Raw genomic sequence first — 26,468 nt, forward strand, 5'->3', positions numbered from 1 at the left:
GAACCGGATCGGTAGTGACTGAAACAAGCCCTTTGCCGATCGTTCACGGTTTGCTGTTCGGGGTTTCAGGGAACGGCCGCTGGGCAGCCGCGCGGAAGGAAACGTAGGAATCGCTTCCGTTTTCCGGGCGGTTCCGGGAGATCCGGCGAGCGGAGGGGCAGGGCCGTGGCATTCACAGTGAAAGGCGCCGAGCGGGGTGAGTGGGCCGTGCTCCGGGTGTCCGGGGAACTGGACCTGGTGACCTCGCCGGTGCTGCGCCAGCGGGTGCACGACGCGGTCGCCGACGGCCACCACAGCCTGGTACTCGACCTCTCCGAGGTCTTCTTCTGCGACTCCAGCGGGGTCGGCGTCCTCGTCGCCGCCCGCAGACTGATCCGCTCCTGCCAGGGCCGGCTGCGGCTCATCCTGCCCGACCGGGGCGCCGACGACGGCTCGCACGTCAACCGGGTGCTCGGCGCGCTCGGCGTGCGCCGCCTGTTCGACATCCGCCCCGACGTCGAGTCGGCCGTCACCGACGAGGCCGGCCCCCTCTCGGCCTGACTCCCGCAGGTCCGACCTCGTGCCGGCCTGACCTCGCGCGGTCCGGCCTCCTGCCGACCCGACCCCCGGGCGCCACAAAGTTGTCGCAGAATTCCCCCGGTCCAGGCACAACCGCCGTTTTCCCGTCACTTCACAGCCGCGCACGACGTACGCTCCCAGCCAGATCGACCCCCACGTCAACGTAAGGCGGCCCGAACAGACATGGTCAGCACCGAGTACGAGCGCAGGATCGCCGCCCGGTTCGCCACCTTCGACCAGGACGGCAACGGCTACATCGACCGCGAGGACTTCAGCACCGCGGCCAAGGCACTGCTCGCCGAGTTCGGCGTCACCGCCCGCTCCGACCAGGGGCAGGCGCTGTACGCCGGCGCCGAGGCCTTCTGGCAGGGCATGGCCGGCATCGCCGACCGGGACGGCGACCAGCGCATCACCCGCGAGGAGTTCGTCACCGGCGCGGTCAAGCGCCTGCGCGACAACCCCGGCCGCTTCGCCGAGATCGCCCGCCCCTTCCTGCACGCGGCCCTGGCCGTCGCCGACCAGGACACCGACGGCCACGCCACCCTCGCCGACACCGCCCGCGTCCTCCGCGTCTTCCATGTACCGGAGGACCTCGCCCAGACGGTCGCCGCGGCCCTCGACACCGACGGCGACGGCAGGATCGGCGAGACGGAGATCATCGAGGCGTTCGCGCGCTACTTCACGGTGCCGGAGTAGCTTCCGAAGCCCCGCCGAACCGTTCCCGCAAGCGGTACTTGAGCACCTTCCGCAAGGTCTCGTTGCGTGGCAGGGCGTCCACCACCTCCAGCCGCTCCGGCAGTTTGTGCACGGACAGCCCTTCCGCCCGCAGGTAGGACACGGCCTCGGCCAGCGTCAACCCGTCCGCGCCCGGACGCCGTTCGACCACCGCGCAGACCAGTTCCCCGCGCTCCGCGTCCGGCAGCCCGACCACCGCCACGTCTCCCACCGCCGGATGCGCGGCGAGCAGGTCCTCGATCTCCTTGGCGGAGATGTTCTCGCCCTTGCGGATGATGACGTCCTTCAGGCGGCCGGTGAGGACCAGGTGGCCGGAGCCGGTGACATGGCCGAGGTCGCCGGTGCGCAGGAAGCCGTCGGAGTCGAAGGCGGCGGCCGTCTGGGCGGGGTCCAGGTAGCCCTGGCAGACGGCCTCGCCGCGCAGCCGTACCTCGCCGTCGACGATCCGGATCTCCATGCCGGCCGGCGGGCGGCCCTCGGTCGTCGCCAGGTTCTCCGGGGTGTCCCGCGGATCGCCCATCGTGATCATCGGCACCTCGGTCATGCCGTAGCCGTGCGTGAGCTGTACGTCCATCTCGCGGACGACGGCGTGGTAGAGCTCCGGGGGCTTGGGAGCCCCGCCGCCCGCGAGCAGCCGCAGGGAGGGAATCACCTTCGCCCCTGGCCGCTTGCGCTGTTCGGCGAGGAACATCGAGTAGAACGCCGTCGAGCCGCCGGCCACGGTCACCCCGTGCCGCCGGTACTCCGCCAGCGCGTCCGGCAGCGCGAAGTGCTCGAACATCACCGCCGGGAAGCCGTAGAGCAGCAGCATCACCGTGTAGTCGGGTCCGGCTATGTGCGCGTACGGGAAGGCCATCGAGCCCACGTCGTCCGGTGTCAGGCGCAGCGCGTGGGCGAGGCAGGAGCCGCCCGCGATCAGGGAACGGTCGGTGTGCAGGACGCCCTTGGGGTCGGAGGTGGTGCCCGAGGTCCAGTAGATCCAGCGGACCGACGTGCCCTCGGCGGGGGGAGGGGGCAGTACGGACGGATCGCCCCGCGGCAGGTCGTCGTACGCCTCGAAGACCCCCTTCGCGCCCAGGCGGCGGGCCATCTCCGTGTGGTCGTGGCCGCGCCAGGCGCCCGGTACGGCGAAGAACTCGGCCCGGGACTCGCGCAGCGCGAAGCCGACCTCGCGGTCCCGGTAGAAGGGGATGACCGGGGACTGGACGGCGCCCAGGCGGGCCAGGGCGAAGGACAGCAGGGCCGTCTCGATGCGGGTGGGCAGCTGCCAGGCCACCACCGTGCCGGGGCGTACGCCCATGCCGTACAGGCCCGCCGCCACGCGCTCCGCGCCCTCGTGCAGTGCGCCGAAGGTGAGCGCCCGGTCCTCCTGGAGCAGCACCGGGCGGTCGGGGGTGAGGCGGGCCCGGCGGTCCACCAGCTCCCACAGGGTGCGCGCGGAACTCAGGGAGTGCGGGGTCTCGTTCACGTGTGTGCCCCCTCCTTGGCTGACGACTCGTCAGCTGCCATGCTATCTGACGGGCCATCAGATAAGCACTGCCCGTACGTACTGCTCGTACTGCCCGTACGCACTGCCCGTACGGTCCGGCGGAGGGAACGCGGAGGGGAACCATGACCGAACTGCCCCGCATCATCAGCGTCGACGACCATGTGATCGAACCCGCCCACCTCTTCGAGACCTGGCTGCCGGCGAAGTACCGGGACCACGGGCCCAAGCCGCTGACCGCCGGGATCGGGGAGCTGGCGTACGTCGGCGGGAAGTACCAGATCACCATGGACCCGGCCGGCCCCCCGACGGACTGGTGGATCTACGAGGACCTGAAGTTCCCGTACAAGCGCAACATCGCCGCCGTCGGCTTCGACCGGGACGAGATGACCCTGGAGGGGATCACCCGGGAGCAGATGCGCCCAGGGTGCTGGGACCCCGCCGAGCGACTGAAGGACATGGACCTCAACCACGTCGAGGCCAGCCTCTGCTTCCCGACCTTCCCGCGCTTCTGCGGCCAGACCTTCGCCGAGGCGCACGACAAGGAGGTCGCGCTGGCCTGTGTGCGCGCCTACAACGACTGGATGGTGGAGGAGTGGTGCGGCGACAGCGGCGGCCGGCTGATCCCGCTGTGCCTCATCCCGCTGTGGGACGTGGAGCTGGCCGTCGCAGAGATCCGGCGCAACGCCGCGCGCGGGGTGCGGGCCGTGACCTTCTCCGAGATCCCCACCCACCTCGGGCTGCCGTCCATCCACTCCGGGTACTGGGACCCGTTCTTCGCCGCCTGCCAGGAGACCGGCACGGTGGTCAACATGCACATCGGCAGCAGCTCCCAGATGCCCGCCGCCTCCCCGGACGCCCCGCCCGCCGTCCAGGCCTCGCTCAGCTTCAACAACGCGATGGCCTCGATGATGGACTACCTCTTCAGCGGGGTCCTGGTCCGCTTCCCGACCCTCAAACTCGCCTACTCCGAAGGGCAGATGGGCTGGATCCCGTACGCCCTGGAACGCGCCGACGACGTGTGGGAGGAGCACCGCGCCTGGGGCGGGGTCAGGGACCTGATCCCCGAGCCGCCCTCCACGTACTACTACCGGCAGATCTTCTGCTGCTTCTTCCGGGACAAGCACGGGATCGCGTCCCTGGACGTCGTCGGCCGCGACAACGCCACCTTCGAGACCGACTACCCGCACGTCGACTCGACCTTCCCGCACACCAAGGAGGTCGCCCTCGACCATGTGAAGGGCCTGGACGACGAGACCGTGCACAAGCTGATGCGGGGCAACGCCATCCGCATGCTCGGCCTGGACCTGGACCGCTAGTGGACCTCTCGTACACACCCGAGGAGGAGGAGTTCCGGGCCCGGCTGCGGGAGTGGCTCGGCAAGGTGCTGCCCACCCTGCCGGCCAAGCCGTCCCCGCACGACTGGCCCGGGCGCCGCGCCTACGACCTCGGCTGGCAGCGGACGCTGTACGACGCCGGGTACGCCGACGTCCACTGGGACGCCTCGCCGACCTTGCGGCTGATCTTCCTGGAGGAGACCGAGAAGGCGGGCGCCCCCTATGTCGGCGCCAACTTCGTCGGGCTGCTGCACGCCGGGCCCACCATCGCCGCCGAGGGCACCCCCGAGCAGAAGGAGCGCTGGCTGCCGCCGATCCTGCGCGGGGACGAGGTGTGGTGCCAGGGGTTCAGCGAGCCGGACGCCGGCTCCGACCTCGCCGCGCTGCGCACGCGCGCGCGGAGGGACGGCGACGACTACATGGTGACCGGGTCCAAGATCTGGACCTCGCACGCCGAGGTCGCCGACTGGTGCGAGCTGCTGGTCCGCACGGACCCGGAGGCACCCAGACACCGGGGCATCACCTGGCTGGCCCTGCCCATGGACGCCGAGGGCATCACCGTACGGCCGCTGCGCACGCTCGCCGGGTCCACGGAGTTCGCCGAGGTGTTCCTGGACGAGGTGCGGGTACCAGTGGCGAACCGGGTGGGCGCGGAGAACGACGGCTGGCGCGTGACCATGGTGACCCTCTCCTTCGAACGGGGCACGGCCTTCGTCGGCGAGGTCGTCGCCTGCCGCCGGGTGCTGGGCGAACTCGCCCGCGCGGCACGGGAGAACGGCCGCTGGGACGACCCCGGGCTGCGGCGCCGGCTCGGGCGGCTCAACGCCGAGTTCCGGGCGCTGTGGCGGCTGACCCAGTGGAACGTCAGCGAGGCGGAGGCGGGCGGCGGGGTGCCGGGCGTCGGCGGCTCGGTCTTCAAGCTGCGCTATTCCCACGCCCGCCAGGAGCTGTACGACACCGCCGCCGACGTCCTCGGACCAGGCTCCCTCGACCTGGACCGGCCCTGGGTGCTCGACCGGCTCTCCTCCCTCTCGTACACCATCGCCGCCGGCACCTCCCAGATCCAGCGCAACATCGTCGCCGAGCGCATCCTCGGCCTGCCGAAGGGACGGTGACCGTGCGTTTCCGACCGACCCAGGAGCAGCGGGCGTTGACGGCGGCCGTCCGCGAACTGCTCGCCCGGCACCTCCCCGGCGAGGCACTGCGCACGGCGGCCGACGCCCACGTGCGGGCGGGCGCCGGGGCCGCGCCGCGCCTGGACCGGGCGCTGTGGAAGGCGCTCGGGGACGCCGGGTTCTTCGCCCTGCGGCTGCCCGAGGCGGACGGGGGCGTCGGACTCGGGCTGAGCGAGGCGGTGCTGGTGTTCGAGGAGGCGGGCCGGGCGCTGGTGCCGGGGCCGCTGGTGGCGACGCATCTGGCGGCCGGAGCCGTGCCCGGGGCCGCCACCGGGGACACGGTGGTGGCGGCGGTCGACGGCACCCTGGTGGAGTGGCTCGACGCGGCGGACGTCGTACGCGGGGACACCTCCGGGGCGACGCCGCTCACCTCGGTCGACCCGCTGACACCCCTGCACGCGGTACCCGGCCCCGGCGCGCCCGAGCCCGATCCGGTGGCCGTGCTGCTCACCGCCGCCGAGCAGCTCGGCACGGCCGCGCGGGTGGGCGAACTGGCCGTGCAACACGCCCGGACCCGTGAGCAGTTCGGGCAGCCGATCGGGGCCTTCCAGGCCGTCAAACACCTGTGCGCCGACATGCTGGTACGCACCGAGACCGCCCGCGCGGCGGTCTACGCGGCCGCCGTGACCGCCGACCGGGCCGACATCGCCGCCGCCCGGCTGCTCGCCGACGAGGCCGCCGTCCGCGGGGCCCGCGACTGCCTGCAGATTCACGGCGGCATGGGCTTCACCTGGGAGGCGGACGTCCATCTGCATCTGAAACGGGCCTGGGTGCGGGCCCGGCGGAGCGGCGGGGGGACGGACGGTGAGGAAGCGCTCGCCGCCGACCTGGTGGCCTGACCGGCCGCCCGGCCCCCGGCCCTGCGGTGCCGCCGAAGCCGTGGCCCGCGATGTCGCGGATCGTGGCATACCGGAATCACGGAGCGTCGATACCCGGTTGGGTCCCCATCGCGGGACTCGTCACGCCCCGGAGTCGGGTGCCCCCTCGGGTACCTTGTGTGGGATGCGAGTGGCCACGAGCACGAGCCGTACCGGTGTTGCCCCCGGGGTGACGCCGGAATCGGCCTGTTCGACTCCCCGCAGCGAGCGTCGCACAGTATGCCGCACGGGTACTCCTTCGCGCTGGAATATGCCCGAAGCGCTTGTTGGGGTGACTGTACGTCAACCATGCTTTCTCGTAAGGGAATCACGTTCCGTGATCCTTGCTCGGGCCGTTGTTCTGGCCATGCAGAGAATGGCTACGATCGTGGCCCCCGTCGCGCTGGACGCGTGGCGCGAGGTCATGTGTCCGCCGGTTCGGATGGTGTGAGCGGTGCAGGTGCTTCAGGTGCAGCTGGAAGTCCGGCCCGACCCCGCAGAGGTGGGGCGAGCCCGGAGGTGGGCCCGTTCGCGCCTGGCCGGGTCCGGCATAGAGGCCGACGAGCCGCTCGCCGAGACGCTGATCCTGCTCGTCTCCGAACTGGTCACCAACGCCGTGGTGCACACCGGCCGTCCTGCCGTGCTGCGACTGTCCCTGCCCTCGGGTGCGATCGAGTCCGCCACGGTCCGCCTCGAGGTCTCCGACACCAGCTCCCGCGCCCCCGTGCCGCGCTGCGCCGGCGGTGACGCCACCGGCGGCCGGGGCCTGGCCCTCGTCGACTGCCTGGCCGACCGCTGGGGCTGGAGCCCTGAGGACGCCGGCAAGAGCATCTGGTGCGAACTGGACCGCTGCTCGGGGCCCCGGGAGGGCGCGGCGGTGGCGTACGGGGGCGGGGCGGCCGCGTACGAGGATCTCGCGTTCGAGGCGGTGTAGGCCCCGGAGCGGCGGTGCGCCGGGGGTGCGTCCGGCGGTGCGCCGGGGGTGCACCTGTGCGCGGCCCCCGGTGAAGAGGGCATTCGTGATGAATCGCCGTATCGGCGTTGACGTCGTGTGACCGTTTCAACACCCTGGTGGGCGGTGATTCGCCGCGAGGGGACGGCGAGGGCGCGGGTGACAGCCGTCCTCGCCGAGTGTGGGTCGCACCGGTTGGCGGCGCCAGGGGGAAACAGGGGGGTGCGCCGCCAGCCGGACTTCACCAGCCGGACCTCACCGACCAGACGTCGTCGACCGGACTTCACAGCACCGCGATCGGTGCCACCGGTGTTCCCGTCGCTCCGACGAACGGTTCGGGCATCGCCGACAGCAGGAACGCGTACCGGCCCTCTTCTCCACAGGCTGTGGACAACTCTTCGAGATTCCAGTTCTGACCCTGGAGCATCCCCATCTCCACCAGGTCCAGGGCGTGCACAGGCAACCAGAGATTGTCCATCTCGGGCGGAAAGATCTCAAAAGTGAGCGTGTCGTTCGCGACCGCGGCCACATCGCGCGCGTGGAACCACTCCGGGCAGCGCACCGAAAGACCCGGTGACGGATAGCCGTACCCGTGCTTGTCCCCGGCCAGATACACCCGCACCTGCCCGGTGCGTACGAGCACGATGTCGCCGGCGCGCACACGGACGCTACCGAACTCCTCCGCGGCCTCCAGGTCCTCCGGCGTGACCGCGTGCCCGCCCGCCAGCCGGTCCACGCCCCGCGCCCGCGCCACGTCCAGCAGCACCCCGCGCGAGACGACGTGCCGCGCCGTGGCGATCCCGCTGAACTCGGCGCCGCCGTGCGCGGTGACCGTGTGCGCCGGGCGCCCGTTGTAGAGCTTCCCGGAGTGCGAGACATGGGTCAGCGCGTCCCAGTGGGTACCCGCCTGCAGCCCCATGGTCACCGCGTCGTCGCTGCACGCCACCGTGCCCGGCCCGAACAGCTCCTGGTTGATCTGCACCATCGTGTGCAGCGGGTTGACCCGCCCGGGGATCATCCCCGTCTGCACACCGTCCTGCTGGAGAGGCAGCGCGAGGGGCACGCGCCGGCCCCGGCGGACGCAGGCGGCGGCCGCGCGGACGACCTCGCCGGTGATCAGGTTCAGCGTGCCGATCTCGTCGTCCGCCCCCCAGCGCCCCCAGTTGTTCACGCGCTTGGCGATCTCGTGAAACGCAGGATGAAGAGTCGGCAGTGACATCCGGTGCCTCCCCGGGGCTTGTGTCCGCACATCCGACGCGCCATAAAATCTAACGGACCGTCAGAAACCTCGGGAAGGGGCCGGACGTGGGGAACTTCTTGGCAGGCAAGGTGGTCGCCGTGACCGGCGCCGGACGGGGCATCGGACGCGCGGTCGCCCACGCTGCGGCGGCCGAGGGAGCGCAGGTCGTCGTCAACGACTACGGCGTCTCCACCGACGGCACCTCACCCACCAGCGAGGTCGCCGACGCCGTCGTCAAGGAGATCGAGGCGGCGGGCGGGGAGGCGGTCGCGGTGGCCGACGACATCTCCACGATGAGTGGGGGGCAGCGAGTCGTCGACGTCGCCCTGTCCTCGTACGGGCGCCTCGACGGGGTCGTGTGCGTCGCCGGGATCCTGCGCGAACGCATGCTCTTCAACATGACCGAGGAGGAGTGGGACCCGGTCGTCGCCACTCATCTGAAGGGCACCTTCACCGTGTTCCGGGCCGCGTCCGCGGTGATGCGGAAGCAGCGCGCGGGCACGCTGATCGGCTTCACCAGCGGCAACCACCAGGGTTCCGTCTCGCAGGCCAACTACAGCGCGGCGAAGGGCGGGATCATCTCGCTCGTCCGCAGCGCGGCGCTGGGTCTGCACAAGTACGGGGTGACCGCGAACGCGGTGGCTCCCGTGGCCCGTACGCGGATGTCGGCGAACGTGCCGATGGAGCTGACGGAGATCGGTGAGCCGGAGGACGTGGCGGCTCTGGTGGTGTACCTGCTGTCCGACCGGGCCCGCGACGAGGACATCACCGGACAGGTCTACACGGTCGCCGGCCCGAAGATCGCGGTGTGGGCCCAGCCGCGGGAACTCCGTTCGGTTCACGGGGAGGGTGCCTGGACGCCGGAGCGGATCGCGGAGGTTCTGCCGGGGTCGGTGGGGGTGGACCCGATGCCCATGCTGTCCCAGCTATTGGCGATGGAAAGCGCGGCCCGGCAGGGCTCTAGGCCGAACGCCCAGTAGCTCGGGGCGCGTTGTCGGTTCGCGGGAGCGGGTTCGTCGTGGTTGATCGCGCCGTTCCCCGCGCCCCTTGGTGTGTTGCAGTGACCGGTGTTGCGAGGAGGCCCTGTGGACTTTGAATTCACCGCTGAGGATGCGGCCTTCCGAGCCGAGGTCGGCGCCTGGTTGGACGCGAATGTCAAACTCGCCGTTGACAGGCGCAGTTGGGAGCGGGCTCTCGGCTCAGCCGGTTGGATCGGGCTCGGGTGGGGTGAGGGGGGGTACGGGAATCGGACCGGGACGCTGACTCAGCAGGTCGTCTGGGCCGAGGAGTACGCGCGGTCGGGGGCGCCGCCGCGGTCCGGGCACATCGGGGAGAACCTGCTGGCCCCGACCCTCATCGCCCATGGCACGGCGGAACAGAAGCGCCGTTTCCTTCCGCCCGTCGCGGCCGGGGAGGAGCTGTGGTGCCAGGGATACAGCGAGCCGGGCGCCGGGTCCGACCTGGCGGGGGTTCGTACGACGGCGGTGCGGGAGGGGGCGTCGTACCGGATCACCGGACAGAAGATCTGGACGTCGCTCGCCCATGAGGCCGACTGGTGCTTCGTGCTGGCCCGTACCGAGGAAGGGTCGCGTCGGCACCACGGGCTGAGCTTTCTGCTGGTGCCCATGGACCAGCCGGGGCGTGTCGACGTACGGCCCATCCGGCAGATGACCGGCACGAGCGACTTCAACGAGGTCTTCTTCGACGGGGCACGCGCGCGCGTGGAGCACGTCGTCGGGGGAGAGGGGCAGGGGTGGCGGGTGGCGATGAGCCTGCTCGGGTTCGAGCGGGGCGTCTCGACACTGGCCCAGCAGATCGGGTTCGCGGAGGAGCTGGCGCGGGTCGTGCGGACAGCCCTGCGGACCGGGGCGGTCGACGATCCCGTCGTACGAGCCCGGCTGGTGCGGCTGTGGGCCGAGTTGCGGGTCATGCGGTGGAACGCGCTGCGCACGCTGGGGGGTTCGGGTGACGTGGGCGCACCCAGTACGGCCAAGCTGCTGTGGGCGAACTGGCACCAGCGGCTCGGCGAGCTGGCGGTTCAGGTGCGGGGGGCGGAGGCCTCCGCCGGGCCCGGGGACTGGTCGTCGTCGACGCCGTACGAACTCGACGCGGACCAGCAACTGTTCCTCTTCTCCCGGGCCGACACCATCTACGGCGGCTCGGACCAGGTTCAGCGCACGATCATCGCCGAGCGGGTGCTCGGTCTGCCGAGAGAGCCGAAGGGGTCCCTGTGATGCGCGGTGTGGTGTTCGACGGCAAGCGGGTCCAGGTGGTGGACGATCTGGCGGTGCGGGACCCGGGGCCCGGCGAGGTGCTGGTGGCGATCTCGGCGGCCGGTCTGTGCCACAGCGACCTGTCCGTGGTGGACGGGACGATCCCCTTCCCGGTGCCGGTGGTGCTGGGGCACGAGGGGGCCGGGGTGGTGGAGGCGGTCGGTGCGGGCGTCTCGCATGTCGGGCCCGGCGACCATGTGGCCCTGTCCACGCTCGCCAACTGCGGGACCTGCGCGGACTGCGACCGGGGGCGGCCGACGATGTGCCGGCGGGCCATCGGGCGGCCCGGCAAGCCCTTCTCCCGGGGGGACCGGGCGGTCCACCAGTTCGCGAGCAACTCCGCCTTCGCGGAACGTACGGTCGTCAAGGCCGTGCAGGCGGTACGGATCCCGAAGGACATCCCGCTGCCGTCGGCCGCGCTGATCGGGTGCGGGGTGCTGACCGGGGTCGGTGCCGTCCTCAACCGGGCCCGGGTGGACCGGGGCGACAGCGTGGTCGTCATCGGCACCGGCGGGATCGGCCTGAACGTGCTGCAGGGCGCGCGGCTCGCGGGCGCCCCGCGGATCGTGGCCGTGGACGCCAACCCGGCGAAGGAGGAGGCGGCCCGGCAGTTCGGCGCGACCGACTTCCTGACCTCGGTGGACGGGGTAAGGGACCTGCTGCCGACGGGCGCCGACCATGTCTTCGAGTGCGTGGGGCGCGTGGAGCTGGTCCGTCAGGCGATCGACCTGCTCGACCGTCACGGGCAGGCCGTGCTGCTCGGCATGCCCCGGGCGGGTGCCGAGGCGTCCTTCGTCGTCTCCTCCATGTTCCTCGACAAGGCGGTCCTCGGCTGCCGCTACGGCTCCTCCCGGCCCCAGTACGACATCCCCCGATATGCCGAGCTGTACCGCCAAGGGCGCCTGCTGCTGGACGAGTTGGTGACGGCGACCTATCCGGTGGAGGACTTCGAGAAGGCCCGGGCCGACGCGGAGGCGGGACGGGTGGCACGGGCGGTGCTCACCTTCTGAGCGGTGCCGTGGTGCTCACCTTCCGAGCGGTGCCGTGGTGCTCACGTTCCGGGGGCCGGCCGTGTCGCCTCCGTGCGGAACGTCCGCCGGTAGGCCGTCGGGGTGACCCCGAGGGCCTGTTGCAGGTGCTGGCGCATCGACTGGGCCGTGCCGAAGCCCGCGTCCCGGGCCACCTGGTCGACCGAGAGGTCGGTGGACTCCAGGAGATGGCGGGCGCGTTCGACACGCTGCTGGGTGAGCCACTGGCCGGGGCTGATGCCGACCTCCTCGCGGAAGCGGCGGGTGAAGGTGCGCACCGACATGGCCTCCTGCTCGGCCATGTCCCGCAGCTGGATCGGCTCGTGCAGGCGGCCCAGCGCCCAGGCGCGGGCGGCGGTGGTCGTGGCCAGCTGCGGGTCGGGGACGGGGCGGTGGATGTACTGGGCCTGGCCGCCGGCGCGGTGGGGCGGGACGACGGTGCGGCGGGCCACCTCGTTGGCGACGGCCGTGCCGTGATCGCGGCGCAGCATGTGCAGGCACAGGTCGATCCCGGCGGCCACCCCGGCCGACGTCAGCACGTCGCCGTCGTCGATGAACAGCACGTCCGCGTCGACCCGGACCCGCGGGAACATCCGCTGGAAGCGGTCGGCGTCCGCCCAGTGCGTGGTCGCCGGGCGCCCGTCGAGGCGGCCGGCGGCGGCGAGGACGTAGACGCCGGTGCAGATGGAGGCGAGGCGGGTGCCGGGCCGGATCCGGGCCAGGGCGGCGGCCAGCTCGCCGGTGAGCCTGCCCTCCTCGTAGACGGGCCCGAGTTCGTACGACGCCGGGACGATCACCGTGTCGGCCGTGGCCAGCGCCTCCGGGCCGTTCGGGACGTGCACGGCGAAGTCGGCGTCGGTCTCGACCGGGCCCGTCGGGCGGATCGAGCAGGTGACGACCTCGTACAGATACCGGCCCTCGGCGTCCTTCGGGCGGCCGAAGATCCGGTGCGGGATGCCCAGCTCGAAGGGGAGCAGGCCGTCCAGGGCCAGGACGACGATGCGGTGCGGGCGGAACTCCTCGCCGACAGTCATGGCCCGATCCTAACGAATGCTGTCCTCCGGGCCACTCGATGCACGGGACTGGAAAAAGGATCCTCTATGACGTGACTCAGACAAGCGAAGCCACCGTCCCCGCCCAGGCCCCGCCCGCCCGGCGCCGAAGGGTGCACCGCGCCTGGTTCGTCGCCGCCGTCACCTTCGTCACGATCATCGGCGCGGCCGCCTTCCGCTCCCTGCCCGGACTGCTCATCGATCCGCTGCACCAGGAGTTCGGCTGGTCGCGGGGCACGATCGGCGCGGCCGTCTCCGTCAACCTCGCGCTCTACGGACTCACCGCGCCCTTCGCGGCCGCGCTGATGGACCGCTTCGGCATCCGCCGCGTGGTCGCCGTCGCGCTGACCGTGATCGCGCTCGGCTCAGGCCTGACGGTGTGGATGACGGCGGCCTGGCAGCTGCTGCTGTGCTGGGGCCTGCTGGTGGGCCTGGGCTCGGGGTCCATGGCGCTGGCCTTCGCCGCGACGGTCACCAACCGCTGGTTCACCGAGCGGCGCGGCCTGGTCAGCGGCATCCTGACCGCGGGCTCCGCCTCCGGCCAGCTGATCTTCCTGCCACTGCTGTCCTGGATGGTCGAGTCGTACGACTGGCGGCCGGCCGCCGTCACGGTCGCCCTGGCCGCCCTCGCCGTGGTGCCGTTCGTCTGGCTCCTGCTGCGCGACCACCCCGCCGACGTGGGCCTCGCGCCGTACGGCGCGAAGGAGTTCGTACCGAAGCCGCCGCCGGTCACCGGCGCCGCCCGGCGCACCCTCACGGTCCTCGGCTCCGCCGTCCGCACCGGCCCGTTCTGGCTGCTCGCCGGCACCTTCGCGATCTGTGGCGCCTCCACCAACGGGCTGATCCAGACCCACTTCGTGCCCGCCGCCCACGATCACGGCATGCCCGTCACGGCGGCGGCCTCGCTGCTCGCGGTCATCGGCGTGTTCGACGTCGTCGGCACGATCGCCTCCGGCTGGTTCACCGACCGCTTCGAACCGCGCCGCCTGCTCGCCGTCTACTACGCCCTGCGCGGCATCTCGCTGCTCTTCCTCCCCATGCTGCTGGGGCCGTCCGTCCACCCGCCGATGATCTTCTTCATCGTCTTCTACGGCCTCGACTGGGTCGCCACCGTCCCGCCCACCCTGGCCCTGTGCCGGGAGCAGTACGGCGAGGACAGCGCCATCGTCTTCGGCTGGGTGCTCGCCTCCCACCAGGTCGGCGCCGCCCTCGTCGCCTACCTCGGCGGCGTCGCCCGCGACGTCTTCGGCGCCTACGACATGGTCTGGTACGCCTCCGGCACCCTGTGTGCGGCGGCCGCCCTGATGGCCCTGGTGATCCGCCGCCGCCCTGCGGTCCCGGCCCCGGCCGTGGCCGTGTCCTGAACGCCGGCAGACGCCCGCCGGGCCCGCTCAGCCGCCGTCCAGCCGGGCGAACCGGCCCCGGTGGAAGAGCAGCGGATCCGTCGGCTCGGCGGCACCGAGGGCGGTCACCCGGCCCACGACGATGAGGTGGTCGCCGCCGGTGTGCACGGCGTGGATCGCGCAGTCGACCCAGGCGGCGGCACCGGCCAGGCGCGGGGAGCCGGAGACGGGCGCGGCGTCGTAGGCCACCCCCGCGAACTTGTCCGCGCCGCTCACCGCGAAGGCCCGGCACAGCGCGCCCTGTCCGGCGCTGAGCACGTTGACGCAGAAGACGCCCGCGCGGGCGATGCGCGGCCAGGTCGTCGAGGCGCGGCCCACCAGGAAGCAGACCAGGGGCGGGTCGAGGGAGAGGGAGGAGAAGGACTGGCAGGCGAAGCCGGCCGGAGAGTCCTCGCCCTCGGCGGCCGGCGCGGTGATCACGGTCACGCCGGTCGCGAAGTTCCCGAGCACGCCCCGGAACAGCGCCTGGTCCACCGGCGCCCGCTCGTCGTCCCGGACGCACCGCAACTCCGGGCGCGGCAACGCCTCCACGGGCCCCGAAGCGGGGGCCGAACCGAGGTACCGGACGGCGGCGGCCGCCGCCCCTGCGTGTCCCATCACACCTCCATTGAAGCTGACGGGCCATCAGATGGGAAGGGGTCGGCGGATGGCCGGAAACGGGCACCTACGCTGCGGCCATGAGGCGGGGAAAGACGCGGGAAACGCTGCGGAGGGCCGGGCTGACCTGGGCACCCGACGACCTGAGTGCGGCGGCGGCCTTCGGGGGCGCCCAGCTGCCGGCGGCCGGACTGCTGTGGTGGCTCTGGGCCGCCGCCCCCCAGGACGACCACGGGGCCGGGCTGGGCGGGGCACCGGCCGCCCTCGCCGCGCGGCTGAGCCTCACCGTCCCCGGAACTCCGGGCTCCGCCGTTCCACGAACGCCCGCAGGCCCTCCCGGGCGTCCTCCGCCGTCATGTTGATCTCCTGTGCGGCCGCCTCGGCGGCGAAGGCGGCGGCCCGGTCGCCGTCCAGCGAGGCGTTCACCAGCTGCTTGGTCAGCGCCAGGGCGCGGGTCGGCCCGGCCGCCAGGCGGGTCGCCCACTCCCGGGCGGTCTTCTCCAGCTCGCCGTCCGGGACGACCCGGTTGACCAGCCCCAGCCGCTCGGCCTCCGCTGCCGGGACCGCGTCCCCGAAGAACATGAGCTCCTTGGCCCGCTGCGGCCCGATCAGCCGGGGCAGCAGGTAGGCGCCGCCGCCGTCCGGTACGAGACCGCGCCGTACGAACACCTCGATGAACCGGGCCGACTCGGCCGCCAGCACCAGATCGCAGGCGAGCGCGAGATGTGCCCCGAGCCCCGCCGCCGTACCGTTCACGGCCGCGAGCACCGGCTTCTCGCAGTCCAGCACGGCGGCGACCAGCCGCTGGGCGCCGAGGCGGAGGGTGCGTGCCACGTCTCCCGGGAGGCGTTTCCCGGCGGCCCCGCCCCGCAGATCCGCGCCCGCGCAGAACCCGCGCCCGGTCCCGGTGAGGACCACGGCCCGCACGCCCGGATCCGCCGACGCCTCCTCCAGCAGCCCGATCAGCCGGTCCCGCATGCCCGGAGTGAGCGCGTTGAGGGACTCGGGCCGGTCGAGGGTGACGTACGAGACCTGCTCACGGACCTCGTGCCGTACCCCTACCTCGGCTTCGTCGCGCATCACCTCGCTCATCGGCACACCACCAGCGCGTCCAGCGCCACCGCGCCCTGTCCCCGGGGCAGCACCATCAGCGGGTTGATGTCCAACTCCGCAATGTGCTCGCCCAGTTCGAGCGCCATGCGCTGCACGCGCAGGACGACCTCCACGAGCGCGTCCAGGTCGGCCGGCGGCCGCCCCCGGACCCCGTCCAGCAGGGCCCGGCCGCGCAGTTCGGCGAGCATGTCCCGGGCCTGCTCCTCGCCGAACGGCGGCACCCGTACGGCGGCGTCGCGCAGCACCTCCACCAGCACCCCGCCGAGCCCCACGGTCACCGTCGGCCCGAACAGCTCGTCGTGCGTGACCCCGACGACCATCTCCACGCCCTGCTCGACCATCTGGCACACCAGGACACCGTCCAGCGCGACGCCCTCGTAGCGGGCGATGTCGGTCAGCTCGCGGTAGGCGTCCCGGACCTGGCTGGCGGAGGTCAGGCCGATCTTGACGAGGCCGAGTTCGGTCTTGTGGGCGATCCGGGCGCCGGACGCCTTCATCACCACCGGGTAGCCCACCTGCCCGGCCGCGCGGACGGCCCCCGCCGCGCTGGTCACCAGTTGCTCGCGCGGCACCCGGATGCCGTAGGCGCGCAGGAGTTGCTTGGCCGCGTGCTCGCTGAGCTGCTGGCCGGGCCGCATCAGGGCCTCGGCCTTGCGGTAGGAGGGGGAGAGGGTGCGCGGGGCCTCGTCGAACGGGGAGCGGTAGTCGCTCACGAAGCGGTGGTGGTCGAGCCAGGCGCGGACGGCGGTGAGGCAGTTGCCGACGGTCCGGAAGGTGGCCACCCGGGAGGAGCCGAGCAGTACCTCCCGGTACGCGGGCTCGGTGCCGACCGGCGACCCCCACACCACGCACACCAGCTTGTCCGTCTCCTCCGCCGCCTCGACCAGGTCCCGTACGAGCGTGTCGCTGAGCGGCGGGAAGGGCCCGGTCACCGGGCAGATCAGCACCCCGACCTCGGGGTCGGCGAGGATCGCGTCGATGATCTTCCGGCCGCGCCAGTCGCCCACCGGATGCCCGCCGTTGTCCACGGGGTTGGCCACGCTCAGGTACTCCGGTATCCACTGGTGCAGCTCGGCCTGCTTGCCCTCCGACAGCCTCGGCAGCCGCAGCCCCGCCCCGGCGGCGAGGTCGGCGACGTGCGCGCCGGTGCCGCCGGAGATGGAGTAGACGACGACCCCCTCGGCCCGGGGAGCCCGCGCCCGCGCCAACAGGGCGGCGGTGTCCTGGAGTTCGTCGAGGCCGTCGACGCGTACCACCCCGTACTGCCGCATGGCCGCGTCCACCACGTCGTCGGCGCCGGTCAGCTTGCCGGTGTGCGAGGCGGCCGTACGGGCCCCGGCCTCGGTGCGGCCCACCTTCACCGCGACCACCGGCACCCCCCGGCGGGCGGCCCGGTCGGCGGCCAGCAGAAAGGCGCGGCCGTCCTTCAGGCCCTCCACGTAAGCGGCGATGGCACCGACCTCGGGCTGCTCGGCGAACCAGGAGAGGAAGTCGGCGGTCTCCAGGTCGGCCTCGTTGCCGGTCGGCGCCCAGTGGGAGAGCCGGATGCCCAGCTCCTGGAGGGCGAAGACGGGCCGACCCTGGTGCCCGGACTGGGTGATCAGCGCGATGGCCGGCCCGTCCAGGTCGTCCCGGAACCGCTCGAAGGCGTTCAGGTTGGTGTTCGGCCCGAGCAGCCGCAGCCCCGACCGTCGTACGGCCTCGGCCAGCCGCTCCTGCGCCTCGGCGCCCTCCTCGCCGGTCTCGGCGAACCCGGAGGCGAACGCGACGGCGAACCGCACTTTCGCCTCTGCCAGTTCCTCGACCACCGGCAGCGGATCGGCCACCAGCAGCACGGCCAGGTCGACCTGCTCGGGCAGGTCGGCGACGGAGGCGACGCAGGGCAGGCCGAACACCGACGCGCGGGACGGATGCACGGGATGCACCCGCGCCCCCACCCGCTCGGCCCAGGCCAGCAGCTGCCGGGTGATCCCGGTGTTGGGCCGCCCCTCGGCGTCCGAGGCGCCGATCACGGCGACCGACTCGGGCCGGAAGAACCGCGCCAGATCGGGTACGTCGGCGTACAGCGGGCGCCCGCTGACGTCGAGGTCGGTCCCGCCCGCCCCGCCGTCCATGGAGTCGGCCCGGCCGTGCACGGCGGGGCCGGGCCGCTGTTCGCCGCAGGCGATGACCCGGGCCCGGCGGGAGTCGGTGGTGAGGGTGCCGTGGGTTGATCCAAGCATCGTTCCGCCCGCTCCTGTGTGACAGCGCCGGCGGCGCTGTGGGACAGCAACAACATTCAACTGACGCAGTGTCAGATTACTGAACTGACACAGCGTCAGGAATGGGTCGGAACGGCAAAGTTACGGCACCCCGCCGCCGGGGGCCCGCCGGCGGCCCCTTACGCGAACCGCCGCGCGGCCGCCTTCGCGATCTTGCGGGCGTCGATGGCCAGTTCGCGGAACATGCCGCTGATCGGGTTGGTGTAGCCCTGGAAGTAGAGGTCCGGCGCGCCGGCCGGGGTGCGGGCGCCCTGGACGACGGGTCTGCCGCGCGCGTCGAGCACGCCGAGATGCCCCACCAGGCCTTCCAGCGCCCGCACGTACCCGGTCGCCGCGATCACGGCGTCCGGCTCGATCCGGCTGCCGTCGGCGAGGACCACCTTCCCGTCCTCGAACCCCTCGACGGCGGCCACGACCTCCACCTTCCCCGCCCGCACCGCGTCGATCAGGCCGACGTCCTGGACCGGTACGGCGCCCTGCATCACCCTGCTGTACATCCCGGTGTCCGGGCGGGGCAGCCCGTGCGCCGACAGATCCGGCACACCCAGCCGGCCGACCGACTTGGCCAACTGGTCCACGAGCCGCACCGGCAGCCGTCGTACCAGCACGCCGGAGTACTGCGCGGGCCAGCCGAGGGTCGTACGGCGCACGATGTGCGGCGCGGTCCGCACGGCGAGCCGGACCCGCGAGGCGCCGCCCTCCACCAGGTCCACGGCGATCTCGGCACCCGTGTTGCCGACCCCGACGACCAGCACGTCGCGGCCGGCGTACGGCTCGGCGTTCCGGTACTGCCCGGCGTGCAGCAGCTCCCCGGCGTACGTGTCCCGGCCCGGCCATTCGGGCAGGTGCGGGGTGTGGTTGTAGCCGGTCGCCACGACCACCGCGCTGCCGGTCAGCTCCCGCCCGCCCGAGGCGTGCAGCAGCCAGCCGTCCTCGTCCGCCGCCCGGTCGATCCGGAACACCTCGACCCCGGTGACGATCTCCAGCTCGTGGTGCTCGGCGTACTTCTCCAGATAGCGGACCACGTTGTCCCGGGACACCCAGCGCCCGAACCTGCGGGGCATCGCCAGGCCGGGCAGGGCCGACAGCCGCCGGGTGGTGTGCAGACGCAGCCGGTCGTAGTGGCCCCGCCAGGAGGCGCCCACGTGCTCGGCCTTCTCCAGGATCACCGCCCGTATGCCCCGCTCCCGCAGCGCGTACGCGGCGGCGAGTCCGCCGGGACCGGCGCCTATGACGTAGACGGGGCGGTCGGCGGGGGTCGCGGACAGGTGCGCGGAGGGGGGTCGGGAGTCGGCCATGAGCGCGAGCGTAATCACGCACCAGGTTGATGGGTCTCGGTCAAGACCGGAATTGGTTGCGGATTGATCACGGCTGTGGAGGGAGTGGGCGGGACGGGTGCGGTGGGGAGCGCGGATGTGCGGTGCGGGTCGCGGACGTGACGGACCGATGCCGTACCCCTCGGCATTCCCGACTATCTGACGTACCGTCAGATCCATGGATGCGATCTGGCTCGATGGCGCGGAGTGGCTCGCGGTGCTGCGCATAGGCCTCGGCCTGTGGTGGCTGGAGAGCTGGCGGCACAAGGACAAGAAGGCCTGGTTCGAACGCGGGGCGGGCATCGCCTGGGCGGCGGGCGTGGCCGAGGAACACCGCTGGGCCCCGGTGCGGGTGGGCTTCGAGGTGGTGGTGAAGCCGAGGCCGAAGCTGATGGCGTACGTGGTCGCGTACGCCGAACTGGCCCTCGGGCTCGGCCTGATCCTGGGCTTCCTCACCCCGGTCGCCCTGGTGGGCGGCCTGCTCCTGAACGCGATCTACTTCGTCCTGATGATCCACGACTGGGCGGAACAGGGCCAGAACTCGATGATGGCGCTGATCTCGGCGGTCGGGTTCTTCGGAATGGCGTGGCAGACGTGGTCGGTGGACGCGGCGCTGGGGTGGTTCTGATGGGCGGAGCACGCTACGACCTTCCGGAGATCGATGCCTTCACCCGCCCCTACTGGGACGCGGCCGCCGAGGGCCGGCTGCTGATCCGCCGTTGCGGGAGCTGCGGCCGGGCCCACCACTACCCCCGCGAGTTCTGCCCCCACTGCTGGAGCGAGCGGGTCGTCTGGGAGGAGGCGAGCGGCCGGGCGACCCTCTACACCTGGTCCACGGTCCACCGCAACGACCTCCCGCCCTTCACCGACCGCACCCCCTACATCGCCGCCGTGGCCGACCTCACGGAGGGCCCCCGCATGATGACCGAGCTGGTGGAGTGCGCGGGGGAAGACGTGGTCGCCGGGATGCCGTTGCGTGTCACGTTCCGTGAGGGGAAACCGGTGTTCAGGCCCTTGGGCTGAACGGAACCATGGTCCTCACGGCCACAGCAGGGTTCGGGTCCAGCCGAATTCCGTGCTGCGGTACTCCAGCCGTACGTGCCGGCGTTCGGCGTCGCCCTGGAAGAACTCCACCGTGTCGGGGTGCAGCCGGTACAGGGTCCAGGTCGAGGAGGGCTCGGTCGGGTGCTGCCGGGCCCGCTTCCAGGCGGCCTCCGAGGCCTGGCGGAGGTCCTCCAGGGAGGACAGGTCCTCGCTCTGCCGGCCGGTGAGGGCCGCCGCCAGGGCACCGGTCGAGCGGGCGTGCAGATCCGCCTGGCTCTCCCTCGAGGGCGCCGACGTCACCGGGCCGCGCAGCCGGACCTGGCGGCCCAGCACCGGCCAGTAGAACGCGAGGGCCGCGTACGGATGGGCGGCCAGGGCGCGGCCCTTGCGGCTGGTGGCGTGGCTGGCGAAGGACCAGCCGTCGGCGTCGGCGCCGTGCAGCATCACGATCCGCACGTCAGGGTTCCCCTGCGCGTCGGCCGTCGCGAGCGACATCGTGTGCGGCTCGGGCTGTCCCGCCTCCACCGCCTCCGCGAACCAGTTCTCGAACAGGAGCAGGGGCGTCGGCGGCGCGGTGTCCGGATCGAAGGGAGGCAGCGTCGTCGTCCCCGCGTCCCACACCCGCAGCGACCTCAGCAGTTCGTGGAGATCAGTTCCCATTCCCTCATGCTCACACCTGGCCCAGATCCGACGACACCCACCGCTCCGGACGCATGTGGATCACCACCTGCTCCCCGTGGTTCTTCCAGGCGAAGTCGACGTAGCCGTCCACCTTCTCGGCCGGCAGGTAGCGCGCCGAGAGCTGCCGCAGCTGTTCGACCGTAGCCGGTGTCGTCCGGACCACCGGGCCCTCCACCGACACGTACCTCACCGTCGGCTCCAGCCGGTCGACCATCAGGGTGAACCGGCCCGCCTCCCTGATCAGGCCGTGCTTACGGGACTCCAGGCCCGTCATGATCCAAACGTCCCCGCCGGGCTCGTACCAGTACCAGATCGGCACGGTCAGGGGTGCCCGCCCCGGGCCCGAGACCACCGCCAGCGCGGCGACGTGCGCCTCGGCCAGGAACGCCTCTCGCTCTGCGCGGGTCAACGCCATCTCGGTCTCCTCCTGCGGCTCGTCCCTCGCCGGCGACAACACCGGCCGTCACGAACCGTCTTCCCGCGCGCTCCTCCGGCTGATCAGTTCCGGCCGAGCACCACCGTCCCGGACGAGCAGAACCAGCCCCCCGTCCCGGACACCACACCGAGGCGCGGCACCTCCCCGTCCCCCTTCCGCACCTGCCGCTCCCCACCCTCCCCGCGCAGTTGCCGTACCGCCTCCACCAGCAGGAACAACCCCCGCATCCCGGGATGCTGCGCCGACAGACCGCCGCCGTCCGTGTTCACCGGCAGCTCCCCGCCCCGCACCAGCAGCCGGCCCTTCTCCACGAACGCGCCGCCCTCGCCCTTGGCGCAGAAGCCCAGGTCCTCCAGGGTCACCAGGGTCATGTAGGTGAAGGCGTCGTAGATCTCCGCGAAGTCGATCTCCGCCGGGCGCACCCCGGCCCGTTCGAAGGCGAGCCTGCCGCTGACCGCCGCCGGGGAGACCGTGAAGTCCGGCCACTCGGACATCGCCGCGTGGGAGACGTGCTCGCCGGTGCCGAGGATCCAGACGGGTGCGGTACGGCAGTCCCGCACGTACTCCTCGGCCGCCAGCAGCACCGCCGCGCCGCCGTCCGATCGGATGCAGCAGTGCAGCTTGGTGAAGGGGTCCGCGATCATCGGGCCGGACAGGACGTCGTCGACCGTGACGGGATCGCGGAACATCGCCTCCGGGTTCAGCGCCGCGTTGGCCCGTGCCTGGACCGTGACCTCGGCCAACTGCTCGATGGACGTGCTGTGTTCGATCATGTGGCGGCGGGCCGCCATCGCGTACTTGGCGATCAGCGTATGGCCGTACGGGACCTCGAACTGGAGCGGCCCTCGCGCGCCGAAGTCGAGATTCCCCGTCCTGCGCCCCGCCTTGATGTCCGCGCGGGCCGTCGAGCCGTAGACCAGCAGGACGGCGTTCGCGTGGCCCGCCGCTATCGCGTCCGCCGCGTGGGCCGCCATCACCTCCCAGGTGGAGCCGCCGACGGAGGTGGAGTCCACCCAGGTGGGCCGCAGGCCCAGGTACTCGGCCACCTCCACCGGGGCCAGCGTGCCGAGCCCCGCCGAGGCGAAGCCGTCCACCAGACCGCGGTCCAGCCCCGCGTCGGTGAGGGCACGACGGGCCGCCTGGGCGTGCAGGGCGTACGGGGTCGCCCCCTCCACCCGACCACAGTCGGAGAGGGCCACCCCTACCACGGCGACTTTCCGGGTCCCTGGGGTCGTCGTCATGTATCTGACGGTACATCAGATATGGGTGGGCGTCGTGCTCGCGTGGACCATCGCGTGGACCTACGGGCTTCACGCCTCTGGGTTTCGCTTCCCTTCCGGCCTAACATGACGGCCCGTCAGATCTGGGGTGTCGGAGGGATGAGCCATGGATACGCGCCTGACCGCCGAGCAGGAGGGGATCCGCCGCACCCTGCGCGAGCTGCTGGGCAAACGCTGCGGCGCCGAGGAGTTGCGGGCCGCCGCCGACACCCCGGCCGGGTACGACCCCGCGCTGTGGTCCGCCCTCGCCGGGCGGCTCGGCCTGCCGGGGCTCGCGTTGCCCGAGGAGTACGGCGGCGCCGGCTGCTCGGTCACCGAACTCGCCCTCGCCTGCGAGGAGGTGGGGCGGGCGCTGTGTCCGTCCCCGCTGACGGCCACCTCCGTCCTCGCGGCGCCGCTGATCCTCGCCCTCGGCACCGAGGCTCAGCGCGCCGACCTGCTGCCCCGGCTGGCCACCGGCCGGCTCACCGCCGCCCTCGCCGTCCCCGGCCCGGCCCTCTCCACCGCCCTCGCGCTGACCTGCGGCAACGGCGGAGAATGGGCCGGCGGGGGCCGGGCGGGGGGCGTGCAGGCCCGGCACACGCCGGAGGGGTGGCGGCTGTACGGGCAGGTCGACCAGGTGCTGGACGGGCACAGCGCCGGGCTGCTCGTCGTCGCCGCGCACACGGGCGGGTTCGCGCGGTCCCGGATCCTGCTGTTCCTGGTGGCGGGGGACGCGGTGGGGGTCGTACGAGCCCGGCGCACCGCCCTCGACGCCACCCGTCCGCAGGGGCGCGTCCAACTGCGGGACGTGCGGGCGGAGTTGCTGGGCTCCGGCGAGGAGGACGACGTGCTGTCCGTGCTCTCCGCGCTCGGCGACACCGTCGCCGCCGTGCTCGCGGCGGAGGCCGTGGGCGCCGCCGAGCGGGTGCTGGAGCGGACGGTGGAGTACGTCGGGCAGCGGGAGCAGTTCGGGCGCCCCATCGGCTCCTTCCAGGCCGTGAAGCACCGGCTCGCGGACGTGTACGTGGCGGTGCAGGCGGCTCGTTCGGCGGCGTACTACGCGGCGTGGGCGGCGGGGACGGGGGTGGAGGCGCCGATCGCGTCTGTGTCTGCGTCCGCGGCCGCCTCGGCTTCGCCTTCGGCGGTCTCGTTCCCACCCGCACCACCCGTGCGGTTCTCGTCGCCGAGTGCGGGTGGCCCCCGTGGGACGTCCTCACCGTCGGCGTCCGACGGGCCGCACCCCGCTGCGCCGCCGCCGGCACAAGCCGGGTCGCGAGGAGAGCGGGTCGGCGGGCTGGCGCTGGCGCAGGCGCTGGAGGCGTTGCGGCTCGCGGCCGGGGAGGCGATCCAGTTGCACGGCGGGATCGGGTTCACCTGGGAGCACGAGGCCCACCTGTACTTCAAGCGGGCGGCCGGGGACGAGCTGCTGTTCGGGCCGGTGCACCGGCTGCGGGACCGGGCTGCCGAGCTGGCCGGGCTGTTCGCACGCGGGGAGGTGGCGGTCTGATGGCCTCCGCCGGCGTACGGCTCGTGCAGAAGGTCTCCTCCACCCGGGGCTTTGCCAAGATCGCCCCGCACGTGGTCCCCGCGCTCGACCGGGCGGTGCACCGGCTCACCCGGGGCCGGTATCTGCTCAGCACCCAGATGCTGCCCGGGGTGATCCTCACCTCGACGGGAGCGAAGAGCGGGCTGCCCCGCCGGACCCCGCTCGCCTGCATGCCGGAGGAGGACGGCCACGGGTGGATCCTCGTCGGCTCCAACTTCGGCCGGACCGGCCACCCCGCCTGGACCCACAACCTCCTCGCCCACCCCGACGCCTCGATCAGCTGGAAAGGCCAGGACATCCCGGTCACGGCCCGGCTGCTCACGGGGGAGGAGCGCGCCGCCACCTGGAAGGCACTCCTGGCCTTCTGGCCGCCGTACGCCACGTACCAGGCCCGCGTGACCCGCGAGATCCGCCTCTTCCGCCTCACGCGCCGGTAGCCGTGGGCCGGGGGCCGGCAGGGTGCCGCTGCGCCCACCCGTGCCGCCCCAGCGGCACGACTGCCCGCAGCTACGCGCGATACGACGGCCGACAGCACTGCAGCCCCCTAAGGGGCGCGAGGAACTGCGCGACCAGCCACCACGGCCCCGCAGACGACCGCCGACCCCCCAGCGCAGCTACGGCGGCTATGCAGCGAGCCGGACTGCAGCACCCTAGGGGCGCGGGGAACTGCACGCCCAGCCACCAGGCGCCGCAGACGACCGACGGCCCCCAGCGCAGCTACGGCGGCTATGTAGCGGGCCGAACTGCAGCACCCTAGGGGCGCGGGGAACTGCGCGCCCAGCCACCACGCCCCCGCAGGCAAACAACGGCCCCCAGCGCAGCTGCGGCGGCTATGTAGCGGGCAGCACTGCAGCACCCCAGGGGCGCGGGGAACTGCGCGACCAGCCACGACGGGCCCGCAGGCAAACAACGGCCCCCAACCCCCGGCCCCGCGGAGCTACACCGTCGCCAGCCGCTCCACCAGCAAGAACGCCCCGATTCCCAGCATCGCCGCCCCCGACGTACGCGTCACCGCCCGGGCCGCCGCAGGCCTCGCGGACAGCAGGGCACGGGCCAGGATGCCGACGGTGAGGTAGACGGCCGCGCAGCAGGCCATGTGGAGCAGGCCCAGGGCCGCCGTCTGGACGGGCACGGGCAGATGCGCGCCCCGCAGGGTGAGGAACTGAGGCAGCACCGAGAGGTAGAGCAACAGGCCCTTGGGGTTCAGCCCACTGATCGTGGCGCCGCGCAGGAAAGCGCGCCCGTCCACCCCGGGCGTCTCCTCCGCCGCACCCGGCACCGCCGGACTGCGCAGCACGCCCCACCCCAGCCACAGCAGGTACCCCGCACCGGCCACCGTCAGCGCCGTCAGCAGCTTCGGTGAGCCCACCACCAGTACCGCCAGGCCCGCCGTCGCCAGGACCGTGTGCAGGGCGTACCCCGAGACCAGGCCCGCCACCGCGCGCATCACGGAGCGGCCGCGCAGGGCGGTCGCGATGACGTACGCCCAGTCGGCGCCCGGCACACACACCAGTAGCAGGTCGACGGCGAGGAAGGAGAAGAGCAGTCCCGAGTCCATGCTGGGGACATTAGGCGTGAATGGCCCGAAAGTGTTCCCGAAGTTTGCCCGCGACGGACGGTTCTGGGCAAGAATTTCCTCATGGACGACGTGGACCGGAAAATTCTTGCCGAGCTGCAGCAGGACGGGCGGCTGACCGTGACCGAGCTGGCCGCCCGGGTGCGCCTCAGCGTCTCGCCCTGCCACCGGCGGCTGCGCGAGCTGGAGCGCTCCGGTGCCATCCAGGGCTACCGGGCGGTGGTGGACGCGGCCGCGCTCGGGCTGACCTTCGAGGCGCTGGTCTTCGTGTCCATGCGGCAGGAGGACCGGGAGACGGTCGCCGAGTTCGAGCGGGCGGTCGGCGAGCTGGACCACGTCCTCGACGCCCAACGTCTGTTCGGCGAGCCCGACTATCTGCTGCGCGTGGCCACCGCCGACCTCGCCGCCTTCCAGCGGCTGTACGACGACCGGCTCGCGACCCTGCCGGGAGTGCAGCGCCTGACCTCGACGCTGGTGATGAAGCACGTGGTGAAGGACCGGCCGTTGCCCGCGTAGGCCGGCGTTGCCCGCGCGAGCCCG

The 26,468-nt window shown here is 72.6% G+C and carries 26 protein-coding genes; 15 read left to right on the forward strand and 11 right to left on the reverse strand.

The window, feature by feature from the left end; all coding sequences use genetic code 11:
* The first annotated feature begins 165 nt into the window (after nt 1–165).
* Nucleotides 166–540: an STAS domain-containing protein gene (locus ABZ865_RS19405; protein WP_361231528.1), complete on the forward strand. Its 375-nt coding sequence runs from the start codon at nt 166–168 to the stop codon at nt 538–540.
* Between the two features lie 201 nt (nt 541–741).
* Nucleotides 742–1,254 carry an EF-hand domain-containing protein gene (locus tag ABZ865_RS19410; protein WP_361231530.1) on the forward strand — a complete coding sequence of 171 codons (513 nt, stop codon included), beginning with the start codon at nt 742–744 and terminating at the stop codon, nt 1,252–1,254.
* Here ABZ865_RS19410 and ABZ865_RS19415 read toward each other — a convergent pair.
* Nucleotides 1,238–2,761 (reverse strand): AMP-binding protein, encoded by a 1,524-nt coding sequence (locus ABZ865_RS19415; RefSeq protein WP_361231532.1) that lies wholly within the window; start codon nt 2,759–2,761, stop codon nt 1,238–1,240. The two genes, ABZ865_RS19410 and ABZ865_RS19415, sit on opposite strands and share 17 nt — an antisense overlap.
* Before the next feature lie 143 nt (nt 2,762–2,904).
* On the opposite strand from ABZ865_RS19415, the gene ABZ865_RS19420 reads away from it, so the two are divergent.
* The 4 genes from ABZ865_RS19420 to ABZ865_RS19435 all read left to right on the forward strand — a co-directional run bounded on the left by ABZ865_RS19420 (nt 2,905) and on the right by ABZ865_RS19435 (nt 7,082).
* A complete protein-coding gene (locus tag ABZ865_RS19420; RefSeq protein WP_361231534.1) occupies nt 2,905–4,098 on the forward strand; it encodes an amidohydrolase family protein in 1,194 nt (397 codons plus the stop codon).
* Nucleotides 4,098–5,231, forward strand: coding sequence for an acyl-CoA dehydrogenase family protein (locus ABZ865_RS19425; protein ID WP_361231536.1), 1,134 nt, complete (start codon nt 4,098–4,100; stop codon nt 5,229–5,231). The genes ABZ865_RS19420 and ABZ865_RS19425 overlap by 1 nt, the downstream gene beginning before the upstream one ends.
* Nucleotides 5,232–5,233: 2 nt before the next feature.
* The gene (locus ABZ865_RS19430; RefSeq protein ID WP_361231538.1) at nt 5,234–6,130 is read left to right on the forward strand and encodes an acyl-CoA dehydrogenase family protein; all 897 of its coding nucleotides are present in this window, start codon (nt 5,234–5,236) and stop codon (nt 6,128–6,130) included.
* A 487-nt stretch (nt 6,131–6,617) separates the two neighbouring features.
* On the forward strand, nt 6,618–7,082 hold the full coding sequence (locus ABZ865_RS19435; RefSeq protein ID WP_361231540.1) for an ATP-binding protein: 465 nt from the start codon (nt 6,618–6,620) through the stop codon (nt 7,080–7,082).
* Between the two features lie 301 nt (nt 7,083–7,383).
* Here the strand turns inward: ABZ865_RS19435 and ABZ865_RS19440 are convergent, their stop codons facing one another.
* On the reverse strand, nt 7,384–8,319 hold the full coding sequence (locus ABZ865_RS19440; RefSeq protein ID WP_361231542.1) for a cyclase family protein: 936 nt from the start codon (nt 8,317–8,319) through the stop codon (nt 7,384–7,386).
* Between the two features lie 86 nt (nt 8,320–8,405).
* Between ABZ865_RS19440 and ABZ865_RS19445 the strand changes: the two genes are divergently transcribed.
* The 3 genes from ABZ865_RS19445 to ABZ865_RS19455 all read left to right on the forward strand — a co-directional run bounded on the left by ABZ865_RS19445 (nt 8,406) and on the right by ABZ865_RS19455 (nt 11,623).
* A complete protein-coding gene (locus ABZ865_RS19445) occupies nt 8,406–9,320 on the forward strand; it encodes an SDR family NAD(P)-dependent oxidoreductase (RefSeq protein WP_361231544.1) in 915 nt (304 codons plus the stop codon).
* Nucleotides 9,321–9,425: 105 nt separating this feature from the next.
* Nucleotides 9,426–10,574 (forward strand): acyl-CoA dehydrogenase family protein, encoded by a 1,149-nt coding sequence (locus tag ABZ865_RS19450; RefSeq protein ID WP_361231546.1) that lies wholly within the window; start codon nt 9,426–9,428, stop codon nt 10,572–10,574.
* Nucleotides 10,574–11,623: a Zn-dependent alcohol dehydrogenase gene (locus tag ABZ865_RS19455; protein WP_361231548.1), complete on the forward strand. Its 1,050-nt coding sequence runs from the start codon at nt 10,574–10,576 to the stop codon at nt 11,621–11,623. The genes ABZ865_RS19450 and ABZ865_RS19455 overlap by 1 nt, the downstream gene beginning before the upstream one ends.
* A 41-nt stretch (nt 11,624–11,664) precedes the next feature.
* Here the strand turns inward: ABZ865_RS19455 and ABZ865_RS19460 are convergent, their stop codons facing one another.
* Nucleotides 11,665–12,675 carry a helix-turn-helix domain-containing protein gene (locus ABZ865_RS19460; RefSeq protein WP_361231550.1) on the reverse strand — a complete coding sequence of 337 codons (1,011 nt, stop codon included), beginning with the start codon at nt 12,673–12,675 and terminating at the stop codon, nt 11,665–11,667.
* A 71-nt stretch (nt 12,676–12,746) separates the two neighbouring features.
* Between ABZ865_RS19460 and ABZ865_RS19465 the strand changes: the two genes are divergently transcribed.
* Nucleotides 12,747–14,057 carry an MFS transporter gene (locus ABZ865_RS19465; RefSeq protein WP_361231552.1) on the forward strand — a complete coding sequence of 437 codons (1,311 nt, stop codon included), beginning with the start codon at nt 12,747–12,749 and terminating at the stop codon, nt 14,055–14,057.
* A 27-nt stretch (nt 14,058–14,084) separates the two neighbouring features.
* Here ABZ865_RS19465 and ABZ865_RS19470 read toward each other — a convergent pair whose 3' ends face one another.
* From ABZ865_RS19470 to ABZ865_RS19485, 4 genes are all read right to left on the reverse strand, one after another.
* Nucleotides 14,085–14,693 (reverse strand): flavin reductase family protein, encoded by a 609-nt coding sequence (locus tag ABZ865_RS19470; RefSeq protein WP_361231554.1) that lies wholly within the window; start codon nt 14,691–14,693, stop codon nt 14,085–14,087.
* A 282-nt stretch (nt 14,694–14,975) separates the two neighbouring features.
* Nucleotides 14,976–15,773, reverse strand: coding sequence for an enoyl-CoA hydratase-related protein (locus ABZ865_RS19475; RefSeq protein WP_361232267.1), 798 nt, complete (start codon nt 15,771–15,773; stop codon nt 14,976–14,978).
* An 8-nt stretch (nt 15,774–15,781) separates the two neighbouring features.
* Nucleotides 15,782–18,028, reverse strand: coding sequence for an acetate--CoA ligase family protein (locus tag ABZ865_RS19480; RefSeq protein WP_361231556.1), 2,247 nt, complete (start codon nt 18,026–18,028; stop codon nt 15,782–15,784).
* Between the two features lie 158 nt (nt 18,029–18,186).
* Nucleotides 18,187–19,365 (reverse strand): NAD(P)/FAD-dependent oxidoreductase, encoded by a 1,179-nt coding sequence (locus ABZ865_RS19485; RefSeq protein WP_361231558.1) that lies wholly within the window; start codon nt 19,363–19,365, stop codon nt 18,187–18,189.
* Nucleotides 19,366–19,561: 196 nt separating this feature from the next.
* Between ABZ865_RS19485 and ABZ865_RS19490 the strand changes: the two genes are divergently transcribed.
* Both ABZ865_RS19490 and ABZ865_RS19495 read left to right on the forward strand, forming a co-directional pair.
* Nucleotides 19,562–20,011, forward strand: coding sequence for a DoxX family membrane protein (locus ABZ865_RS19490; protein WP_361231560.1), 450 nt, complete (start codon nt 19,562–19,564; stop codon nt 20,009–20,011).
* The gene (locus ABZ865_RS19495) at nt 20,011–20,406 is read left to right on the forward strand and encodes a Zn-ribbon domain-containing OB-fold protein (RefSeq protein ID WP_361231562.1); all 396 of its coding nucleotides are present in this window, start codon (nt 20,011–20,013) and stop codon (nt 20,404–20,406) included. Before ABZ865_RS19490 ends, ABZ865_RS19495 begins: the two co-directional genes overlap by 1 nt.
* A gap of 15 nt (nt 20,407–20,421) precedes the next feature.
* Here the strand turns inward: ABZ865_RS19495 and ABZ865_RS19500 are convergent, their stop codons facing one another.
* The 3 genes from ABZ865_RS19500 to ABZ865_RS19510 all read right to left on the reverse strand — a co-directional run bounded on the left by ABZ865_RS19500 (nt 20,422) and on the right by ABZ865_RS19510 (nt 22,785).
* The gene (locus ABZ865_RS19500; RefSeq protein ID WP_361231564.1) at nt 20,422–21,087 is read right to left on the reverse strand and encodes a pyridoxal 5'-phosphate synthase; all 666 of its coding nucleotides are present in this window, start codon (nt 21,085–21,087) and stop codon (nt 20,422–20,424) included.
* Between the two features lie 10 nt (nt 21,088–21,097).
* Nucleotides 21,098–21,523: a pyridoxamine 5'-phosphate oxidase family protein gene (locus ABZ865_RS19505; protein ID WP_361231567.1), complete on the reverse strand. Its 426-nt coding sequence runs from the start codon at nt 21,521–21,523 to the stop codon at nt 21,098–21,100.
* A gap of 83 nt (nt 21,524–21,606) precedes the next feature.
* Nucleotides 21,607–22,785 carry an acetyl-CoA acetyltransferase gene (locus ABZ865_RS19510; RefSeq protein WP_361231569.1) on the reverse strand — a complete coding sequence of 393 codons (1,179 nt, stop codon included), beginning with the start codon at nt 22,783–22,785 and terminating at the stop codon, nt 21,607–21,609.
* 145 nt (nt 22,786–22,930) lie between these two features.
* Here ABZ865_RS19510 and ABZ865_RS19515 point away from each other — a divergent pair, with 145 nt between their 5' ends.
* A complete protein-coding gene (locus ABZ865_RS19515; protein ID WP_361231571.1) occupies nt 22,931–24,313 on the forward strand; it encodes an acyl-CoA dehydrogenase family protein in 1,383 nt (460 codons plus the stop codon).
* Nucleotides 24,313–24,789 (forward strand): nitroreductase family deazaflavin-dependent oxidoreductase, encoded by a 477-nt coding sequence (locus ABZ865_RS19520; RefSeq protein WP_361231573.1) that lies wholly within the window; start codon nt 24,313–24,315, stop codon nt 24,787–24,789. The genes ABZ865_RS19515 and ABZ865_RS19520 overlap by 1 nt, the downstream gene beginning before the upstream one ends.
* A gap of 500 nt (nt 24,790–25,289) precedes the next feature.
* Here ABZ865_RS19520 and ABZ865_RS19525 read toward each other — a convergent pair whose 3' ends face one another.
* The gene (locus tag ABZ865_RS19525; protein ID WP_361231575.1) at nt 25,290–25,910 is read right to left on the reverse strand and encodes a LysE family translocator; all 621 of its coding nucleotides are present in this window, start codon (nt 25,908–25,910) and stop codon (nt 25,290–25,292) included.
* 81 nt (nt 25,911–25,991) lie between these two features.
* Here ABZ865_RS19525 and ABZ865_RS19530 point away from each other — a divergent pair, with 81 nt between their 5' ends.
* Complete coding sequence (locus ABZ865_RS19530; protein WP_361231577.1) at nt 25,992–26,444, forward strand: Lrp/AsnC family transcriptional regulator; 453 nt, start codon at nt 25,992–25,994, stop codon at nt 26,442–26,444.
* Nucleotides 26,445–26,468 lie beyond the last annotated feature (24 nt).

Source organism: Streptomyces sp. NPDC047085 (assembly GCF_040643735.1).
In the GTDB taxonomy this organism is placed as follows: domain Bacteria; phylum Actinomycetota; class Actinomycetes; order Streptomycetales; family Streptomycetaceae; genus Streptomyces.

Coding starts and splice junctions, on each gene's coding strand:
- ABZ865_RS19495 (WP_361231562.1), top strand. CDS start 20,011: ATGGGCGGAGCACGCTACGACCTTCCGGAGATCGATGCCTTCACCCGC.
- ABZ865_RS19420 (WP_361231534.1), top strand. CDS start 2,905: ATGACCGAACTGCCCCGCATCATCAGCGTCGACGACCATGTGATCGAA.
- ABZ865_RS19460 (WP_361231550.1), bottom strand. CDS start 12,675: ATGACTGTCGGCGAGGAGTTCCGCCCGCACCGCATCGTCGTCCTGGCC.
- ABZ865_RS19510 (WP_361231569.1), bottom strand. CDS start 22,785: ATGACGACGACCCCAGGGACCCGGAAAGTCGCCGTGGTAGGGGTGGCC.
- ABZ865_RS19515 (WP_361231571.1), top strand. CDS start 22,931: ATGGATACGCGCCTGACCGCCGAGCAGGAGGGGATCCGCCGCACCCTG.
- ABZ865_RS19525 (WP_361231575.1), bottom strand. CDS start 25,910: ATGGACTCGGGACTGCTCTTCTCCTTCCTCGCCGTCGACCTGCTACTG.
- ABZ865_RS19530 (WP_361231577.1), top strand. CDS start 25,992: ATGGACGACGTGGACCGGAAAATTCTTGCCGAGCTGCAGCAGGACGGG.
- ABZ865_RS19520 (WP_361231573.1), top strand. CDS start 24,313: ATGGCCTCCGCCGGCGTACGGCTCGTGCAGAAGGTCTCCTCCACCCGG.
- ABZ865_RS19500 (WP_361231564.1), bottom strand. CDS start 21,087: ATGGGAACTGATCTCCACGAACTGCTGAGGTCGCTGCGGGTGTGGGAC.
- ABZ865_RS19485 (WP_361231558.1), bottom strand. CDS start 19,365: ATGGCCGACTCCCGACCCCCCTCCGCGCACCTGTCCGCGACCCCCGCC.
- ABZ865_RS19490 (WP_361231560.1), top strand. CDS start 19,562: ATGGATGCGATCTGGCTCGATGGCGCGGAGTGGCTCGCGGTGCTGCGC.
- ABZ865_RS19410 (WP_361231530.1), top strand. CDS start 742: ATGGTCAGCACCGAGTACGAGCGCAGGATCGCCGCCCGGTTCGCCACC.
- ABZ865_RS19505 (WP_361231567.1), bottom strand. CDS start 21,523: ATGGCGTTGACCCGCGCAGAGCGAGAGGCGTTCCTGGCCGAGGCGCAC.
- ABZ865_RS19455 (WP_361231548.1), top strand. CDS start 10,574: ATGCGCGGTGTGGTGTTCGACGGCAAGCGGGTCCAGGTGGTGGACGAT.
- ABZ865_RS19480 (WP_361231556.1), bottom strand. CDS start 18,028: ATGCTTGGATCAACCCACGGCACCCTCACCACCGACTCCCGCCGGGCC.
- ABZ865_RS19475 (WP_361232267.1), bottom strand. CDS start 15,773: ATGCGCGACGAAGCCGAGGTAGGGGTACGGCACGAGGTCCGTGAGCAG.
- ABZ865_RS19440 (WP_361231542.1), bottom strand. CDS start 8,319: ATGTCACTGCCGACTCTTCATCCTGCGTTTCACGAGATCGCCAAGCGC.
- ABZ865_RS19470 (WP_361231554.1), bottom strand. CDS start 14,693: ATGGGACACGCAGGGGCGGCGGCCGCCGCCGTCCGGTACCTCGGTTCG.